This window comes from Bosea sp. NBC_00550 (assembly GCF_026020075.1).
GTDB lineage: Bacteria > Pseudomonadota > Alphaproteobacteria > Rhizobiales > Beijerinckiaceae > Allobosea.
The window spans coordinates 516,078-532,761 of the sequence record NZ_CP102772.1 but is presented as its reverse complement, the minus strand read 5'-3'; the positions used below and the strand labels follow the sequence as shown (position 1 = coordinate 532,761).

At 66.6% G+C, this 16,684-nt stretch carries 18 protein-coding genes; 6 read left to right on the top strand and 12 right to left on the bottom strand.

The window, feature by feature from the left end; all coding sequences use genetic code 11:
- Positions 1-26: 26 nt before the first annotated feature.
- From nusB to NWE53_RS02510, 7 genes are all read right to left on the bottom strand, one after another.
- A complete protein-coding gene (gene nusB, locus NWE53_RS02540; RefSeq protein ID WP_265052823.1) occupies positions 27-494 on the bottom strand; it encodes a transcription antitermination factor NusB in 468 nt (155 codons plus the stop codon).
- The gene (ribH, locus tag NWE53_RS02535; RefSeq protein WP_265052822.1) at positions 491-1,000 is read right to left on the bottom strand and encodes a 6,7-dimethyl-8-ribityllumazine synthase; all 510 of its coding nucleotides are present in this window, start codon (positions 998-1,000) and stop codon (positions 491-493) included. Before ribH ends, nusB begins: the two co-directional genes overlap by 4 nt.
- Positions 1,001-1,034: 34 nt before the next feature.
- Positions 1,035-1,682, bottom strand: coding sequence for a riboflavin synthase (locus NWE53_RS02530; protein WP_265052821.1), 648 nt, complete (start codon positions 1,680-1,682; stop codon positions 1,035-1,037).
- Complete coding sequence (gene ribD / locus NWE53_RS02525) at positions 1,682-2,779, bottom strand: bifunctional diaminohydroxyphosphoribosylaminopyrimidine deaminase/5-amino-6-(5-phosphoribosylamino)uracil reductase RibD (RefSeq protein ID WP_265052820.1); 1,098 nt, start codon at positions 2,777-2,779, stop codon at positions 1,682-1,684. Before ribD ends, NWE53_RS02530 begins: the two co-directional genes overlap by 1 nt.
- An 85-nt stretch (positions 2,780-2,864) precedes the next feature.
- Positions 2,865-3,359, bottom strand: a complete 495-nt coding sequence (nrdR, locus tag NWE53_RS02520; RefSeq protein ID WP_265052819.1) for a transcriptional regulator NrdR — start codon at positions 3,357-3,359, stop codon at positions 2,865-2,867.
- A 39-nt stretch (positions 3,360-3,398) separates the two neighbouring features.
- Positions 3,399-4,697, bottom strand: a complete 1,299-nt coding sequence (gene glyA / locus NWE53_RS02515) for a serine hydroxymethyltransferase (RefSeq protein ID WP_265052818.1) — start codon at positions 4,695-4,697, stop codon at positions 3,399-3,401.
- 119 nt (positions 4,698-4,816) lie between these two features.
- Entirely contained in the window at positions 4,817-5,284 is a 468-nt protein-coding gene (locus NWE53_RS02510) for a helix-turn-helix domain-containing protein (RefSeq protein ID WP_265052817.1), read from the bottom strand.
- 68 nt (positions 5,285-5,352) lie between these two features.
- Between NWE53_RS02510 and NWE53_RS02505 the strand changes: the two genes are divergently transcribed.
- The gene (locus NWE53_RS02505) at positions 5,353-6,564 is read left to right on the top strand and encodes an MFS transporter (protein ID WP_265052816.1); all 1,212 of its coding nucleotides are present in this window, start codon (positions 5,353-5,355) and stop codon (positions 6,562-6,564) included.
- 152 nt (positions 6,565-6,716) lie between these two features.
- Here NWE53_RS02505 and NWE53_RS02500 read toward each other — a convergent pair whose 3' ends face one another.
- The 4 genes from NWE53_RS02500 to NWE53_RS02485 all read right to left on the bottom strand — a co-directional run bounded on the left by NWE53_RS02500 (position 6,717) and on the right by NWE53_RS02485 (position 10,561).
- Positions 6,717-7,961 carry a L,D-transpeptidase family protein gene (locus NWE53_RS02500; protein ID WP_265052815.1) on the bottom strand — a complete coding sequence of 415 codons (1,245 nt, stop codon included), beginning with the start codon at positions 7,959-7,961 and terminating at the stop codon, positions 6,717-6,719.
- A gap of 316 nt (positions 7,962-8,277) precedes the next feature.
- Positions 8,278-8,790, bottom strand: coding sequence for a transcriptional regulator LdtR (gene ldtR / locus NWE53_RS02495; protein WP_265052814.1), 513 nt, complete (start codon positions 8,788-8,790; stop codon positions 8,278-8,280).
- 272 nt (positions 8,791-9,062) lie between these two features.
- Positions 9,063-9,503 carry a DUF6163 family protein gene (locus NWE53_RS02490; RefSeq protein WP_265052813.1) on the bottom strand — a complete coding sequence of 147 codons (441 nt, stop codon included), beginning with the start codon at positions 9,501-9,503 and terminating at the stop codon, positions 9,063-9,065.
- Between the two features lie 2 nt (positions 9,504-9,505).
- Positions 9,506-10,561 (bottom strand): enoyl-CoA hydratase/isomerase family protein, encoded by a 1,056-nt coding sequence (locus tag NWE53_RS02485; RefSeq protein ID WP_265052812.1) that lies wholly within the window; start codon positions 10,559-10,561, stop codon positions 9,506-9,508.
- 248 nt (positions 10,562-10,809) lie between these two features.
- Here NWE53_RS02485 and hemB point away from each other — a divergent pair, with 248 nt between their 5' ends.
- The 5 genes from hemB to NWE53_RS02460 all read left to right on the top strand — a co-directional run bounded on the left by hemB (position 10,810) and on the right by NWE53_RS02460 (position 15,734).
- Positions 10,810-11,868 carry a porphobilinogen synthase gene (hemB, locus tag NWE53_RS02480; protein WP_265052811.1) on the top strand — a complete coding sequence of 353 codons (1,059 nt, stop codon included), beginning with the start codon at positions 10,810-10,812 and terminating at the stop codon, positions 11,866-11,868.
- Positions 11,869-11,970: 102 nt separating this feature from the next.
- A complete protein-coding gene (locus NWE53_RS02475; RefSeq protein ID WP_265052810.1) occupies positions 11,971-12,486 on the top strand; it encodes a 2'-5' RNA ligase family protein in 516 nt (171 codons plus the stop codon).
- Positions 12,487-12,590: 104 nt separating this feature from the next.
- On the top strand, positions 12,591-13,931 hold the full coding sequence (locus NWE53_RS02470; protein ID WP_265052809.1) for a branched-chain amino acid ABC transporter permease: 1,341 nt from the start codon (positions 12,591-12,593) through the stop codon (positions 13,929-13,931).
- Positions 13,932-13,958: 27 nt separating this feature from the next.
- A complete protein-coding gene (locus NWE53_RS02465; protein ID WP_265052808.1) occupies positions 13,959-15,203 on the top strand; it encodes a threonine ammonia-lyase in 1,245 nt (414 codons plus the stop codon).
- A gap of 57 nt (positions 15,204-15,260) precedes the next feature.
- Positions 15,261-15,734, top strand: a complete 474-nt coding sequence (locus NWE53_RS02460; RefSeq protein WP_265052807.1) for an RDD family protein — start codon at positions 15,261-15,263, stop codon at positions 15,732-15,734.
- A gap of 5 nt (positions 15,735-15,739) precedes the next feature.
- On the opposite strand, the gene NWE53_RS02455 is transcribed toward NWE53_RS02460, so the two are convergent.
- The gene (locus NWE53_RS02455; protein WP_265052806.1) at positions 15,740-16,570 is read right to left on the bottom strand and encodes a class I SAM-dependent methyltransferase; all 831 of its coding nucleotides are present in this window, start codon (positions 16,568-16,570) and stop codon (positions 15,740-15,742) included.
- Between the last annotated feature and the right edge of the window lie 114 nt (positions 16,571-16,684).

Below are 16,684 nucleotides of genomic sequence, written 5' to 3'. Positions count from 1 at the left end.
CCCGGGATGACGGTTGAGGTATTAAACTACGCCGCCGGCGCGTCGAACTCGTCGGCGCGGAAGTCCCGCGCCATCTTGTCGAGCACCGCGTTGACCATGCCGATCTCCTCGCCCTCATAGAAGGCGCGCGCAACCGCGACATATTCGGAGATCACGGCGCGGCCGGGCACGTCCTTGCGGAAGGCGAGCTCATAGGCCCCGGCACGCAGGATCGCGCGGACCACGGCCTCGACCCGCTTCAGCGGCCAGTTGTTGGCCAAGAGATCGTCGACGGTGCGGTCGACCAGGCGCTGCTCGCGCACGACGCCGCCGAGAATATCACGGAAGAAGGCGAGCTCGGCCTTCGGCAGCTCGATCTCCTCGACCTCCTTGCCGATCCAGAAGGCCTCGAACTCGGCCATCGCCTCGACGACGCCACGGCCGCCGACTTCCATCTCGTAAAGCGCCTGCACGACCGAGAGCCGCGCCCCGCGCCGCATCTCGGCCCGGCTCATTGCGACGGCTCCGCCAGGGAGCGCTTGTAGCGCAGCACGGCGAGCGCCGCTTCCGCCGCGCCGCCGCCCTTGTCCATCTCGGAGCGGTTGGCGCGAGCCCAGGCCTGCGCCTCGTTCTCGACGGTGAGGATGCCGTTGCCGAGCGGCAGCGCGAAGGCGACCGAGAGATCCATCAGCGCGCGCGAGCTCTCGCCGGCGACGATGTCGTAATGGCCGGTCTCGCCGCGGATGACGGTGCCGAGCGCGACGACCGCCTCATAGGGATCGACGGCCTCGTCGGCGGCGCGCAGGCCGATGACGATCGCCGAGGGGATTTCCAGCGCGCCGGGCACGGTGACGACGTCGACGCGGCAGCCGGCTTCTTCCAGCACCGCCGTCGTGCCGGCAAGGAGCTCGTCCGCGAGCTTGTCGTAGAAGCGCGCCTCGACCACGAGGACGCGCGCGCCGTCGATCTCGACGGCAGGAGTTGCGGCCTTGTCGGCCGATGTCTGCCGGGGTCCGGCCATTTCTTCTATCCTTCTTGGAATGTGATCGGGCTGGTTACCCTTGCGGGCGCGCCTCCGCAAGCCGCGCGGCATACCGTGCCATCAGATCGACCTCGACATGAACGGAGTCACCCTCCTTGCGCTGCCCCCAGGTGGTGACCGCGAAGGAGTGCGGAATCAGCAGGACGGTGAAGACATCGTCCTCGACCGTGTTGATGGTCAGCGAGGTGCCGTCGAGGCAGATCGAGCCCTTCGTCGCGATGAAACGCTTCAGCCCCTGCGGGGCGCGGATATGGAAGCGGGCGGTCGCGCCCCAGGGCTCGTCCGGATCGGGCTCGATCGCGTCGATCTTCAGGATGCGGCCGGGACCGTCGACATGGCCGACGACCATGTGGCCGCCGAGCTCGTCACCCACCTTGAGCGAGCGCTCGAGATTGACCAGCGTGCCGGGCTCCCACTCGCCGACCAGCGTCTTCGCCAGCGTCTCGGCCGCGGCTTCCACCTGAAAGATGCAGCCGGGCTGGCCATCCGTGCGGGGCCGAAGCGCGGTGACGGTGAGGCAGACGCCGGCGCAGGCGATCGAGGCGCCGATAGCGATGCCTTCCGCCTCATAGGGGCAGGATATGGCGAGGCGCTTGAGGCTGGGGCCCTTGCGCTCGGCCTCCACGACCTCGCCGATGGCGGTGACGATGCCGGTGAACATCAGCCTCTCCTCGTGAAATGCTCGAAACGGTCCTGACCGATCATGCCGGTCTCGACAAGGCCGTATAGATCGGGGTCGGCAAGCCGAGCGGCAAGCCCCGGACGCACTGCAACGATGCCGGGCTGCCCCAGCGTTTTCGGGGACGTCGAGACGATGACCTCATCCGCCAGCCCTGCGAGCGCGAGCTTCTCGCCGATACGCGGCCCGCCTTCGGAGAAGACGCGGTTGATGCCGCGCGTGCCGAGCAGCGTCAGGGCCTCGCCCAGGTCGAGATGGCCGTCGGGGGCCATCGAAACCCGCATGACCTCGACGCCGGCCGCGACAAGCGCCTGCTCCGGCTCGACCGGCGCAGTCTCGGCCGCGATCACCCAGACGGGGACCTCATGGGCCGTGCGGACGAGCTTCGAGGTCAACGGCAGGCGCAGATGCGTGTCCAGGATGACGCGGATCGGCGATCGCCTGATCATGCCGGGCAGGCGGACGGTGAGCTGCGGGTCGTCCGCGAGAACCGAGCCGATGCCGAGCATGATGACATCGTGATGCGCGCGCTGGAGATGAACCCAGCCGCCTGCGACCGGGCTCGATACGGCAAGCGGAACTCCCCCCGCCCCGCCGGCATAGCCGTCGGCGGTCCGGGCGATCTTGAAGGTCACCATCGGCCGTCCCTGCGTGATGCGCGTGAGATAGCCGCGATGCGCCTGCCGCGCCTCCTCCTCCAGCACGCCGACCGTGACCTCGATACCGGCCGTGCGCAGGAGGGCATGGCCGAGCCCGGCGATGAAGGGGTTCGGGTCGGCCATCGCCGAGACCACGCGCTTCACGCCGGAGAGGATGGTGTGCTCGACACAAGGGATACCGCCGCGCACCGAGCGATGCGAGCAGGGTTCGAGCGTGACGTAGAGCGTGCCGCCCATCGAGGCCGCGCGCGCCCGCGAGAAGGCATGCGCCTCGCCATGGGGGCGGCCTCCGGGCTGGGTATGGCCCCGCGCGACGACCACGGGGCCATCCGGCGTGTCGCGCGTGATGATGGCGCCGACTGAGGGGTTCGTCGCGGTCGTGCCGAGGCCACGCGCGCCATAGGCGAGTGCCTGGCGCATGAAGGCGCGGTCGATCGCAGATCTTTGTTCTGGCGCATTTTCCCGATGCGAAGCGGGCCCCGCTTCGCTCGAAAACGCCTTGGGATCAGTCATCGGCGCGGGGCGGCGGGGCGGAGACGCCCTCCTCCTCGATGGTGCCGAGCTGGCCGAGCAGTTCCTCGAAGTCCTTGGCCTCGCGGAAGTTCTTGTAGACCGAGGCGAAGCGGACATAGGCGACGTCGTCGAGGCCTTTCAGCCCCTCCATCACCAGCTCGCCGATGGCCGAGCTCTGGATCTCGGCCTCACCGGAGCTTTCGAGCTGGCGCACGATGCCATTGACCATGCGCTCGATGCGTTCCGGCGCGACCGGGCGCTTGCGCAGCGCGTGCGCAATCGAGGTCTCCAGCTTGTCGCGGTCGAAGGGGGCGCGCCGGCCCGAGCGCTTCACGACAGTGAGCTCGCGCAGCTGCACGCGCTCGAAGGTGGTGAAGCGGCCGCCGCAATCGGGGCAGACCCGGCGGCGGCGGATCGACGCGTGGTCGTCGGTGGGACGGGAGTCCTTCACCTGCGTGTCGAGGGAGCCGCAATAGGGACAGCGCATCCAGCCGCTAACCTTTCTCAGAGCCCCTTCGAAACGACGTCAATAGATCGGGAAGCGCGCGGTCAGCGCCTTGACCTTGGCGGTGACGGCCTGCTCGACGGCGGCATTGCCCTCCTCGCCGTTCTGGCTGAGCCCGTCCAGCACCTCGGCGATCAGCTCGCCAACCTGCTTGAACTCGGCGATGCCGAAACCGCGCGAGGTCGCAGCCGGGGTGCCAAGCCGAATGCCCGAGGTCGTCATCGGCTTCTCCGGATCGAAGGGGATGCCGTTCTTGTTGCAGGTGATATGCGCGCGGCCGAGCGCCGCTTCCGCCGCCTTGCCGGTCAGCTTCTTGGAGCGCAGGTCGACCAGCATCAGGTGGTTGTCGGTGCCGCCGGTGACGAGGTCGAATCCCTTCGACTTCAGCGTCTCGGCCAGGGCCTTGGCGTTGGCGACGACGGCATGGGCGTAGGTCTTGAACTCGGGCTGCAGCGCCTCGAGGAACGAGACCGCCTTGGCGGCGATGACATGCATCAGCGGGCCGCCCTGGATGCCGGGGAAGATCGCCGAGTTGATCTTCTTGGCCAGCGCCTCGTCATTGGTCAGGATCATGCCGCCGCGCGGGCCGCGCAGGGTCTTGTGCGTCGTGGTGGTGACGACATGGGCGTGCGGGAACGGCGAGGGATGCGCGCCGCCCGCGACGAGCCCGGCGAAATGCGCGATATCGACCATGAAGTAGGCGCCGACCTTGTCGGCGATCTCGCGGAAGCGGGCGAAGTCCCAGTGCCGGGCATAGGCGGAGCCGCCAGCGACGATCACCTTCGGCTTATGCTCGACCGCGAGCCGCTCCATCGCGTCATAGTCGATGATCTGGTCGACGACGCAGACGCCGTAGGAGACGACGTTGAACCACTTGCCGGACTGGTTGACCGGTGCGCCATGGGTCAGGTGCCCGCCGGCGGCGAGATCGAGGCCCATGAAGGTGTCGCCCGGCTGCATCAGCGCCATGAAGACGCCCTGGTTGGCCTGGGAGCCCGAATTCGGCTGGACGTTGGCGAAGCTGCAGCCGAACAGCCGGCAGGCGCGCTCGATGGCGAGCTTCTCGGCGATGTCGACGAACTGGCAGCCGCCATAATAGCGCCGGCCCGGATAGCCCTCGGCGTATTTATTGGTCATCACCGAGCCCTGCGCCTCGAGCACGGCGCGGGAGACGATGTTCTCCGAGGCGATCAGCTCGATCTCGTCGCGCTGACGACCGAGCTCCAGCTCGATGGAACGAGCGATCTCGGGATCGGCATCGGCCAGCGAGGCCCCGAAAAACGAGTTCGAGAGGTGCTTGTCCAGCGCGGCTTCGGTCATGTCCGGCTCCTGAAGTTCAACGGCCGGTGGGCGCCCGGCTCCGTCGCGGGCTCCCTATCATGTGCCGTGAGGCTGTCCAAGCGATAGATGGACACGACCAGGCAACGCCACCGTCGCCATCATCGACCTACCGGCTTTCGCCGCTTCGGCAGCAGTTTCTTCTCCGTATCCGGTCGGGACGGGTGATAGACGAGCGGTCTGCGCGAGGCCGTCTTCAACAGCGCCCGGAAAGTCGGGCATTCCAGGTGAGTCGGCGCGCGGCAGTCGGCAACATGGCGCAGAGCGTCGCGCAACGTCCTAAGGCCGACCATCTGCCGTTGCAATTCGTTGGCCCGGGCCCGCAGCTGCTCGCGCGGGATGTTCGGCTGCCCGTCCGCCCCGAACATCGCGGCGATCTCCTCGAGCGAGAAGGCCGCGGTCTTGCCGAGGCCGATCAACGACAGCCTGAGCAGCACATCGGGATCGTACTGCCGCCGCAACCCGCGCCGCCCCTCCGAGCGGATCAGGCCGATCTCCTCGTAATAGCGCAAGGCCGAGGCCGGCACGCCGGAGCGTTCCGCGACCTCACCGATATCCAGCAACAGCATGCTTGACCTCAAGTCGACTTGAATTCGTAGGCTCTGCCGGACAGTTGATTTCGGCAAGAGGAAAAATCATGGAAAGCGTTGTCACAGCGAAAGAAAATCCGATCTGGCAAGACCCGCGCGCCATCGCCTTGCTGATGGCGGCCTCGCTCACCACCATGGCCAATGCGACGATCAGCCCGGCGCTGCCTGGACTGGAGCGCCTGTTCGCCGGCGACCCGAACGCGGCGATGCTGACGCGTCTGCTGGTGCCGGCGCCCTCGCTCAGCGTCGCGCTCTGCGCGCCCTTCGCCGGGATCGTGGCGGACCGATTCGGACGGCGCGCGATGCTTCTGGCCGGCGTCATCCTGTTCGTCATCGCCGGATGCGCCGGCCTCGTCCTGCCGGACCTGCCGTCGATCTTCGCAAGCCGCCTCGTCCTCGGCGTCGCGGTCGCCTTCATCATGACCGCACAGACCGCGCTCATCGGCGACTATTTCAGCGGGGATGATCGCAACGCGCTGACGGGTTTGCAGATCTCCGCCCGGAACTTCGGCGGGCTCATCTTCATCTCGCTGGCGGGCTGGGTGGCGTCGATATCCCCTCGCCTGCCCTTCGCCATCTACGGACTCGCCGCGATCTTCCTGCCCTTGATGTGGCTGGTCATCACCGATCCGCCCCGCAGCGCGCCGGTGATTGGCGGCAGACCGATGAATGGCCACGATGGACATCCGTCCTGGCGCGCCCTGCTCGCCCTGCTGGTGCTGCTCCAGGCTGCGACGAACATGATCTTCTTCCTGATGCCCACCCAGATCTCGTTCTTCCTGGAGATGCAGGGTTATGAGAGTGCGGTCATGACCGGCATGGTTCTGGGCATGCTCATGATCTCCGGCGGCTGCTTCGCGCTGCTCTATCGGCGAATCCAGCGGGCGATCGATTATCCCGGCATCTTCACGCTGGGTTATGCCGCGATGGCGATCGGCTTCGCGCTGTTGCCCTTCGCAGCGGCGGCTCCGGCGTTGTTTACGGCGGCATTGCTGATCGGCGCCGGCTACGCGCTGGTGTCGCCGAGCTTTATCGCCATCGCGCTGAACCTCGCACCGCCCTCCTCGCGAGGGCTGGCCGGCGGCATCCTGACCGCCTCGATCTTCATCGGCCAGTTCTGCTCTCCGCTGATCAGCACGCCGCTGATCGCCGCACATGGCTATCGGGGGTTGTTCTGGAACACCGCTCTGCTTCTGGCTGCGATGGCGATCGCGGCGGGGCTGGCAGCGGGCGTGAAATCAATGGGCAAGAAGGGCTAGCGCCCTAGTGATTGGTGAGATCACCATAAAAATCCAAGCTGCGATCTCGTTTCCTGCCGCGATATTCGCGACGTCAGGATCGGATATCCCGCGCCAACAAAAAACCCGCCGGAGACCGGCGGGTTTTTCCAGAAGCAGCGAAAGCCGAAGCCTCAGATATCCTGATCGCCCTGCAGGGCTGCGACCGGCGCGGGGCCGAGGCCGTCCTTGTTGTAGATGTCGTCGCGGAACTGCACGCCGCCATCGGCGGTCGCCCAGGCGGTGACATAGACCCAGTAGCAGGACACGGGGTCGGAAATACGCGCATTGACGCGCTGGCCGGACTGGATGGTCTCGTCGATCCTGGCGCGATCCCAGCCGGCCGTGTTCTTCAGCAGCCAGGCGACGTAGTCACGCACGTTCTGCACGCGCATGCAGCCCGAGGAGACGAAGCGGTAATCGTCGCCGAAGATGCCCTTCGACGGCGTGTCATGCATGTAGACGCCGTGCGGGCTCGGGATGTTGATGCGTACGAAGCCGAGCGAGTTGAAGTCGCCGCCCGGGTCCTGCCGGAAGGTGTAGCGCGTCGCTTCGTCCGAATTCCAGTTCACGCTGGCGGGCGAAATCTCGCCGCCATTGGGCGAGATGATGCGGATCTTGTTCTCGGTGAGGTAGCTCGGCTCCTTGCGCATCTTCGGGATCAGATCCTTGCGGATGATCGAGGCGGGAACCGTCCAGGTCGGGTTGAAATTGATTTCCGGAATCTTGGTCTGCAGCAGCGGCGACTGGCGGTCGATCTTGCCGACGCCGGCGGCGTGGCGTGTCGCGACATGGCCGTTCTCGACCGTCTCCACCATCGCGGCGGGGATGTTGGCGACGACATAGCGGCCGCCGAGATTGCCGGACCAGCTGCGCAGCCGGACGACATTGGTCTCGAGCTGGCGGATGCGGCGGTCGATCGGCACGTTGAGCGCAACCACCGTCGCGCGGTTGATCGTACCGGTGGTCGAAAGCCCGACGCGGGACTGGAAGCGGCGGACACCGGCCTCGACGTAGGAATCATAGATCGGGCTGTCGCCGGCAGCGGCATCGAGGTCGCCGGTGACGATCAGGCGGCGGCGCAGGGCGACCACGCCCGGCCCCTTGGCACCGACGCTCATGCGATCGGGAAGCTGAACCTGCGGCCAGCCGCCGCGCGCGGCGAGATCGCGGTAGGCCGTGATCGCCTCCTCGGTCGCCTGCAGCGACTCGGACGACAGCATCGGCGTCGAGGAGCGCAACACGGCATTGCGCATGCCCGCGTCGTAGCTCTGGCGCCACTCGGCCTGCTGGGCGAGCGCCGGGGCTGCAGCGGCCGTTGCGGCGCCCGAGAGAAGGGCCAGCACGGTTTCGCGGCGGGTCAGGCTCAGTTGCGACATCTCTTCCCTCTTCAAGACTACGCGCCTCTTCAAGACTACACGCATGCAGGCAGGCCGCATAAAAACGTCGCCAAAAAGGCGACGTTTGCGGCGGACTGCCGCAACAACCTCATGACCGACGACGGTGTCCTAGCACGGTTAACGAGGCGTGATGACAGAGGCGAATTTAGGGCATGGCATGGTTTTGCCCGATGCATGGCAACAAAACCACAGTTGGGGCGAACGCCTCGCCGGAATCGTGCCGGCGCGGCCGAGGCTGTGCCCCGACCGCGCAACAGGCAGGTGATCTTCAGAACCGCGGAAAGCCGCGGTTTTCTCAGAGCTTGTAGCGGATCTGGTCGGTCCAGAAGCGCTCGAGGCGCAGCAGGGCGTTGTTCATCCGCTCGAAATCATCGGCCGCGATGCCGCCGATCTGCTCGACCGTGCGGACGTGCTTGTCGTAGACGCCCTTCACGATATCGTGCACTTCCGTGCCCTTGTCTGTGAGGCTGATGCGGACCGAGCGGCGGTCGATGCGCGAGCGGGCATGGTGGAGATAGCCCAGCTCGACCAGCTTCTTGACGTTGTAGGAGACGTTCGAGCCGAGATAGTAGCCGCGCGTCCTGAGTTCGCTGGCGGAGAGCTCGGCGTCGCCGATGTTGTAGAGCAGCAGAGCCTGCACGCTGTTGACGTCGTCACGACCGCGGCGCTCGAACTCATCCTTGATGACATCGAGAAGGCGGCGATGCAGCCGCTCCACCAGCGTGAGAGACTCAAGATAAAGAGGCTTCACGTTGAGTTCGGCGTCGCTAGTCTTGGCAACGTCTGAAGTCTTGACGCTCGCTTTCATGGTATATCCCGCCTGTTGTGTGTCGGCCAGGATTTGTCTCCTGGTCCGCTTCTGAAAAAGACCATAAGCTGGCGCGGATGAAAACGAGTTTAAATATCAGGATGAATCAGGGATTTACCGCTTTGGGTGAATCGTAGGTGAAGCCAGAAACGCTTAAGCTAAAGCGATTCTTACCATGACTCGGCGCAATCGAGCGGCCTCAGGACGTCATTCCGGGGCATAGCGCAGCGATGAGCCCGGAGTGACGGAACGGTTCACGCGCTCATGCCGACTTACTCGGCCTCGTTCTCCGCCGCCCAGGTCGCCAGGAAGTAGACCGCCATCAGCCCGATATAGAGGGCGATCAGCCAGACGGTCATCGGCACGAAGCGCGGGAAGAAGAAGCTCAGCAGCATCTGGCTGATCGCGGCCAGCAGCCAGAGCACGCCGCCCCAGGTCGAGGTCAGCCAGAGCCCGACGGCAGCGACGAGATCGATCACCGCGAAATACACGATGATGGCCTGATAGCTCAGCAGGCGGCTTTCGAAGGGCGGCTGCGGATTGCCGGGCAGGCCGAAGATCACCGCCCAGGCGGTCAGGCCCTTGGCCAGCCAGAAGGCCGACAGCAGGCGCAGGAACCAGACGAGCAGGAGCCGCCAGCGGCCCTGCCGCTTTGCGCCATCCTCGCCAGCCCGCGCCCCGCGCAGGGCCTCGCCGTCACCGCCTAGCCCCAAGCTCAGCCCTCCAGCTTGAGTTCGTCGGCGCCGAGCGGCGCGAAATAGGCGTCGATATCCGCCTGCCTGACCGCGTCGAGCGTCGCCGGCTGCCAGCGCGGCGCCTGGTCCTTGTCGATCACCACGGCGCGCACACCCTCGTAGAAATCATGGCCGCGCGCGATGCGCGAGACGATGCGAAACTCCGTGCGCATCGCCTCGGCGAAATCGAGCCCGGCGCCGCGCCGCATCTGCTCGAAGGCGACGGCGACGCTCGTCGGGGATTTCGCGGCGATCGTCTGCGATAGCTTGCCGGCGAAGGCGCTGCGATCCGTGGCCGACTTGCCAAGGCGCTCCATCACCTCCGGCAAGGCCTTTGCCCCGAAGGCATCGGCGATCACGGTCCGCTCCGCCTGCAGGGGGCCGGGTCCGCGCTGCATAGCGAAAGCCGCGAGAATCTCGTCGAGCGCGCCACGGCCCGTCAGCGCATCGGCCAGTTCCGCCATCCGCTCGCTCGGCACCCCATGGGTCGCGAGCCCGACCGAGAGCGCATCGGCCGCGCCGATCCGCTCCCCCGTCAGCGCGAGGAAACCGCCGAAGCCGTCAGCCAGTCGCGGCAGCGCATAGGTGGCGCCGACATCGGGGAAGAAGCCGATGCCGACCTCCGGCATCGCAAACAGGTAGCGGTCACCGGCGATACGGTGGCTGCCATGCAGGGAAATGCCGACGCCGCCGCCCATGACGATGCCGTCGATCAGCGCGACATAGGGCTTCGGGTAAGTCTTGATGCGGTGGTTGAGGATGTATTCCTCGCCCCAGAAGGCGAGCATCTCGTCGTAGCGGCCGGCCTTGCCGCAATCATGCAGCCAGCGGATGTCGCCCCCGGCGGAGAAGGCCTTCTCGCTGGTGCTGATGACGACGACGCGGGTGACCTTCGGATCGTCTTCCCAAGCATCGAGCGCGCGGGCGAGCTCGCGGACCATGCCGAGGCTCAGCGCGTTCAGCGCCTTCGGCCGGTTGAGCACCACCACGCCGGCGGCGCCGCGGATCTCGCAAATGATCTCCTGGTCCTGCGTCATGGCCCGATCCCGCTTCCGATGGCTGCGGTTCTGGAAGGCGGGGGCAGGCTTGTCAACGCGACGGAACGGCAGCCCGCCTTGGCCCCGTCGCACCGACGGACACCGCAAGAGTTGCGTCGCGCTGGACCAAGCCTTGCGACCATGCGCCCTGTTTTGGAATTATTCCGATGTGGTATGGAGGACATCGCCGACTTCGCCCGCATGACGAAAGCCGGGTCACCTACCTTTAATCGCTCGAGGCAGATTTCATGGAATCCCGGGTCGTGCGGCCTTTCCCCCTTCCCCGTTCCCGCCAGGACGAGGCGCCCGCGGCGCCGTCGCTCGGGCTCACCCGCCGCATGCGCCGCAACCGCAAGGCCGAATGGTCGCGCCGGCTGGTGCGGGAATCTGTGCTGACGACGGACGACCTGATCTGGCCGATCTTCCTGATGGATTCCTCCGACGCCCGCACGCCGGTGGAATGGATGCCCGGCGTCGACCGGCTCAACATCCAGGAGGCCGTGCGGCAGGCCGCCGAGGCCGCCGCGCTCGGCATCCCGGCCATCGCGCCCTTCCCCTTCGTCGACAAGGCGCTGCGCGATCCGACGGGCTCGGAAGCGTTCAACATCAACAACCTGATGTGCCGCGCGGTGCGCGCCATCAAGGCCGAGGTGCCGCAGATCGGCATCATCTGCGACGCCGCGCTCGACCCCTACACCTCGCACGGCCATGACGGCGTCATGGATGGCGAGCGCGTCCTCAACGACGCCAGCGTCCATATTCTCGTCCAGCAGTCACAGGCGCTCGCCGATGCCGGCGCCGACGTCATCGCGCCCTCCGACATGATGGACGGGCGTGTCGCGGCGATCCGCGCCGCGCTCGATGGCGACGGCCATGAGGACGTGCAGATCATGGCCTATGCGGCGAAATATGCCTCGGCCTTCTACGGCCCGTTCCGCGATGCGATCGGCACCAACGCCACCCTCATTGGCGACAAGCGCACCTACCAGATGGACCCGGCCAACTCCGACGAGGCGATCGCCGAGGTGATGCTCGACCTCGAAGAGGGCGCCGACATGGTGATGATCAAGCCCGGCCTGCCCTATCTCGACGTGGTGGCGCGGGTGAAGGACCACTTCCGCGTGCCGACCTTCGCCTACCAGGTCTCCGGCGAGTACGCGATGATCATGGCGGCCGCGAACAATGGCTGGCTCGACGGCGAAAAGGCGATGCTGGAGAGCCTGATGGCCTTCAAGCGTGCCGGTGCCGACGGCGTGCTGACCTATTTTGCGCCGCGCGTGGCGAAGAAGCTGAAAGCGGCGGTCTGAGCGGGACGCGTCTGGTTTTCCTGCACGTCTCGTTCCGGCCATGCCTCGTCAAGGCACGTGGCACCGCCATAATCGTCGAGACTTTTTCGAGTCGCTCTGGCCATGTTCGGCATCACGATAAGCGCGACGTCCGACGCGCTGCCATTTTGGGAGCTGGTCGACGAGGCCTCCCGGCTTGAGCCGACTTCCTCGATCCGGGCGCTGGCATACCCACCGCATATCACGCTCGCCCGATATCAGCAGATTTCTCCGGACCTGCTTTTCGCAGCCGCCGCAGCTATCGAGGGTCAGCGGCTCGCCCTGACATTCGATCGCATTGGCATTTTCGATACCGATCCAATTGTTCTCTGGCTGTCGCCGCGAGCGGATCGGCATCTACTCGACATGCATGACAGGCTGCACAAAGCAGCCGGTTCGACATTGTGCGATCCCCATTATCGACCGAAGCAATGGACGCCCCATCTTACGCTTGCGATGTCGATCCCCTCGGAGCGCCGCGCTCTGGCGCTTGAATTCGCCGAACGAGCGGTCGCGCCGTTCAGCATGACATTCGAGACGGTCGAGTGCGTTTCCTGGCCACCCGTGCGCGTGTTGCGGAGATTGCCGCTCCGACGCTGACAGGCGAAGCCCGACGCTCTTCGGCATCGTCCGTACTATGCACAGCATCAGCAGCCTGAGCCTCGTGTTCCAATGCGCACGGGCAAGCGCTACCGTCTCGGCACATGCGCCCGCTCCTCCTGCCGATTCTGGCTGTTGTCCTGCTCGCCCTCGCGGGGTGCGGCGAGGATTTCGACACCGACCAGATGCGGCTCTGCCGACAGGCGATCCCGCCGCTCAATCCGCCGAATGCCCGCATCGAGATCGAACGGGCGACCAAGGGGCCGGTCAGTCGCGCGCTGAGGCTGCTCTACCGGGTCCAGCTCGGCGACGGCATATCGCGCCATCGCAGCATCGATTGCCTTTTCGCCGGGGAAGGCAGCGGGCCCGGCCGCGGCGCCATGATCGGCATCGCCTCCGACGGACGCCCGATGGCCGATGCCAGCTTCTATCTGCTGCGGCGCTTCTATCTCGAAGACCGGGCCGAACCACCTCCCGACCCAGCCGCGCCCTCGGCCGAAGACTTGCCGGCGATTCCGGGCGGTCTCGCCTACGGCCTGCAGCAAGGCTTGAGCGCCCTGCCCTCGGCGGCGATCTACAGCCTGCTCGCCGCGGCCTATGCTCTCGTCTATGGGCTGACCGGACGGATCATCCTCAGCTTCGGTGAGTTCGCGGCACTGGGCGCGCTGTCCTCCGTCGTCGGCGTGGCGCTCCTGCTGTCGCTCGCGATCTCGACACCGCTCTCGGGACTCGCCGTCGCCTTCACCGTTGCGATCGTCGTCTGCGCCCTGCACGGCTTCGCCATGGGCCGCTTCGTGCTGCGCCATCTCGAACGCGCCAGCGGCCAGCAGATGCTGATCGCCACGATCGGGCTCGCCATCGCGATGTCGGAGTATCTCAGGCTGGTGCAGGGGCCGGAAATGCGCTGGCTGCCGCCCGTCTTCAACACGCCGATTCCCCTGGCGCATGCCGGCGATTTCATCCTCACCTTGAACCCGCTGTCGCTGGCGCTCGCCGTCATCGGGCTCGGCACGGCGCTTGGCCTCGTCGCGCTGATCCGGCGCACGGCCTATGGCCGGGCCTGGCGGGCCGTGTCGGACGATGCGCACACTGCGGCGCTGTTTGGCGTCGATGCCCGCGCGGTTCACGACGTCGCCATCATCATCGCCTGCGCGGTCTGCGGCATGGCCGGCGTGATCGTCACCGTGATCTATGGCGGCATGGGCTTTGCGGGCGGCTTCTCGCTCGGACTCAAGGCCCTCGTCGCCGCGATCCTCGGCGGGATCGGCTCGGTCAGCGGCGCAGCGCTGGGCGGCCTCTTCATCGCCGTCTTCGAAACCGCCTGGTCGTCGACCTTGCCGATCGAACAGCGCGACCTCGCCGTCTATTCGCTGCTCGCCATCGTCCTGATCTTGCGCCCAGGCGGGTTTTTCGGCGATGGCGATCTGACACCGCGGCAGGTCTAGCGACACCACATCCGAATGGAGCGTATCATGAGCGAAGCTTTCGCGATCACCCCCGAGGATATCGACACGGCCGCGAACCGCATCGCCGGGCACGTGCTGCGCACGCCGCTGGTGCCGGCACCGCGCCTGTCGGAGCTGACGGGCGCGACCGTGCTGGTGAAGCATGAGAACATGCAGGCGACCGCCTCCTTCAAGGAACGCGGCGCGGTCAACAAGCTGCTGACGCTCAGCGAGAGCGAGCGGGCGCGCGGCGTCATCGCCATGTCGGCCGGCAACCATGCACAAGCCGTGGCCTATCACGCCAAGCGCTTCGGCATCCCGGCGACGATCGTGATGCCCGAGACGACACCGCTGGTGAAGGTCGAGAATACCCGCGCCCATGGCGCCCGCGTCGTGCTCCACGGCGAGACGCTCTACGAATCCGGCCACAAGGCACGCGAGCTCGCCGGCGCGGAGCAACTCGTCTTCGTCCACCCCTATGACGATCCGGCGGTCATGGCCGGACAAGGCACGGTGGCGCAGGAGATGCTGGCCGACGCGCACGATCTCGACGTGCTGATCATCCCGCTCGGCGGCGGCGGGCTGATGGCTGGCAATGCCATCGCGGCAAAGGCGATCAAGCCCGGCATCGAGCTGATCGGCGTCGAGGCCGATCTCTATCCCTCCTTCTTCAACGCCGTGCATGCGCAGGACCGCCCGATCGGCGGCCCGACGCTGGCCGAGGGGATCGCGGTCAAGACCGTCGGCCAGCTCACCCTGCCGGTGATATCGAGCCTCGTCAGCGATATCGTCCTCGTCGGAGAGGATCTGATCGAGCGCGCGGTCAATGCCTATGCGAGCCTTCAACACAGTCTGGCAGAAGGCGCCGGCGCGGCCGGGCTCGCCGCGATGTTGAAGGAGCCGCAGCGCTATGCCGGGCGCAAGGTCGGGCTCGTGCTCTGCGGCGGCAACATCGACACCCGCCTGCTTGCCGCGATCATGGTGCGCGAGCTGGAGCGCGAGGACCGCATCGTCGCCTTCCGCCTGACCAGCAACGACCGGCCGGGCCTGCTCGGCAAGATCGCGAGCCTGCTGGGCAGCGAGGGCGCCAACATCCTCGAGGTCAGCCATGGCCGACTCTTCCTCGACGTTCCCGCCAAGGGCGTCTCGCTCGACGTCACCGTCGAGACGCGCGGCGAGGCGCATTCGCGCGCGATCGAGGACGTTCTTGCAAAAAACGGCTTCGCGCCACGGCGCATCCTGCCGCGCGGCCTTGCGGAACCGGCACGCTGAACAAACATTATTCGCCGGGCGACGCATTTCGCGCGCCGATGGAGGATCGAAGTCTCGATGAGCGACACCCGCTACGGCCAGCCGCCGGTCACGGCACTCGAACAGCGCCCCTACCAGAACGTCAGCGGCGTTCTCGGCTCAAGGCTGTTCGCCTGGTTCATCGACATCGTCGTGCTGTTCTTCCTCGGCTGGCTGGTCTTCCTTCTGCTGGTCCTCCTTGGCGTGGTCACCTTCGGCGCGACCTGGCTCCTCATCCCGATCGCGACGGTCGCGACCGCGCTCGGCTATGCCGCGCTGACGATCGGCGGGCGGCGCCAGTCGACCTGGGGCATGCGCGTCGCGGGCTTGAGGGTCGAGACTGCCGATGGCGGCCGGCCGGATGGCCTTGCGGCAGCCGTGCATGCGCTGCTGTTCTACGTCGCGGCCGGCACCTTCGTGCTCTGGCTTCTCGACGTCGCCTGCGGCTTCGCCCGCGCCGACCGGCGCATGGGTCATGACCTGCTGACCGGGTTCGTCGTCGTCAGGGCGTAAGAACCCTAGAAGCGGAAGCGCAGCAGGCGGCCGGCCCTCGCCAGCGCGGGAATCCATCCGAAGAACTGGACGGCGACCTGCGCCGGCAGCGACATGCGCGCAACCTGGCGCGGGTCGTGTCCGTCCGGACCGTAGCCCATCAGCTCCTGGACGAGTTCGAGCTGGGGAAACTGCCGAACCAGTTCCTGCGGGTCGTCGAGCGCCCAGTGCAATGTCGCGCCGGTGGAGCGCACGGAGGGCTGCCACGCGATCATGGAGAGCCCGAGGCGGCTATAGGCGTCGAAAGCCAACTCGCCGCCCGGGAAATGGCCGATCACGCGCTCCAGCAGGTCCGGTACGTCCTGCGCCTGCAGATAGGGCAGCAGCCCCTCGGCGACGACCAAGGTCGGTCGATCCCGGGGCACCGCCTCGATCCAGCCGGGCTCGGTCACCGACGATCCCACCAATTCGTAGTTCTCGCAGGTCGGATAGAGGCGCTGCCGCAAGGCGACGACATCAGGAAAATCGACGTCGAACCAGCGGATGCCGGCGGGCGGCGCGATCCTGAAGATGCGGCTGTCGAGCCCGCAACCGAGATGCAGCACGGTCGCCTCGGGATGACGAGCGATGAAGTCCCGGGTCCAGCCATCGATCACATGGGCACGCAGCGCGACGCCGATCATCAGGTCGCGGTCGATCTTCAAGCGGGAGAAATCATAGTCGATCCGATCCATCGCCTCGGCGGCGAAGTGGTCTCCCAGCAGCGAATCAGGCAACCGGCTTTCGCCCGCCTTCGCACAGAGCGTGATCAGGAGCGTTTCCTTCGAGCCACTGAGCGCCACCTTCTCGCCGGGCATCTCGCACTCCTGGGTCGCCGGTTCGCCGCACAGTCGCCGCCGCGAAGATGTCGACTGCAAGATCACTCCAGAGCGTAGCATACCCCATCGTCATAGCTTGTTGCCGCCGCAGCC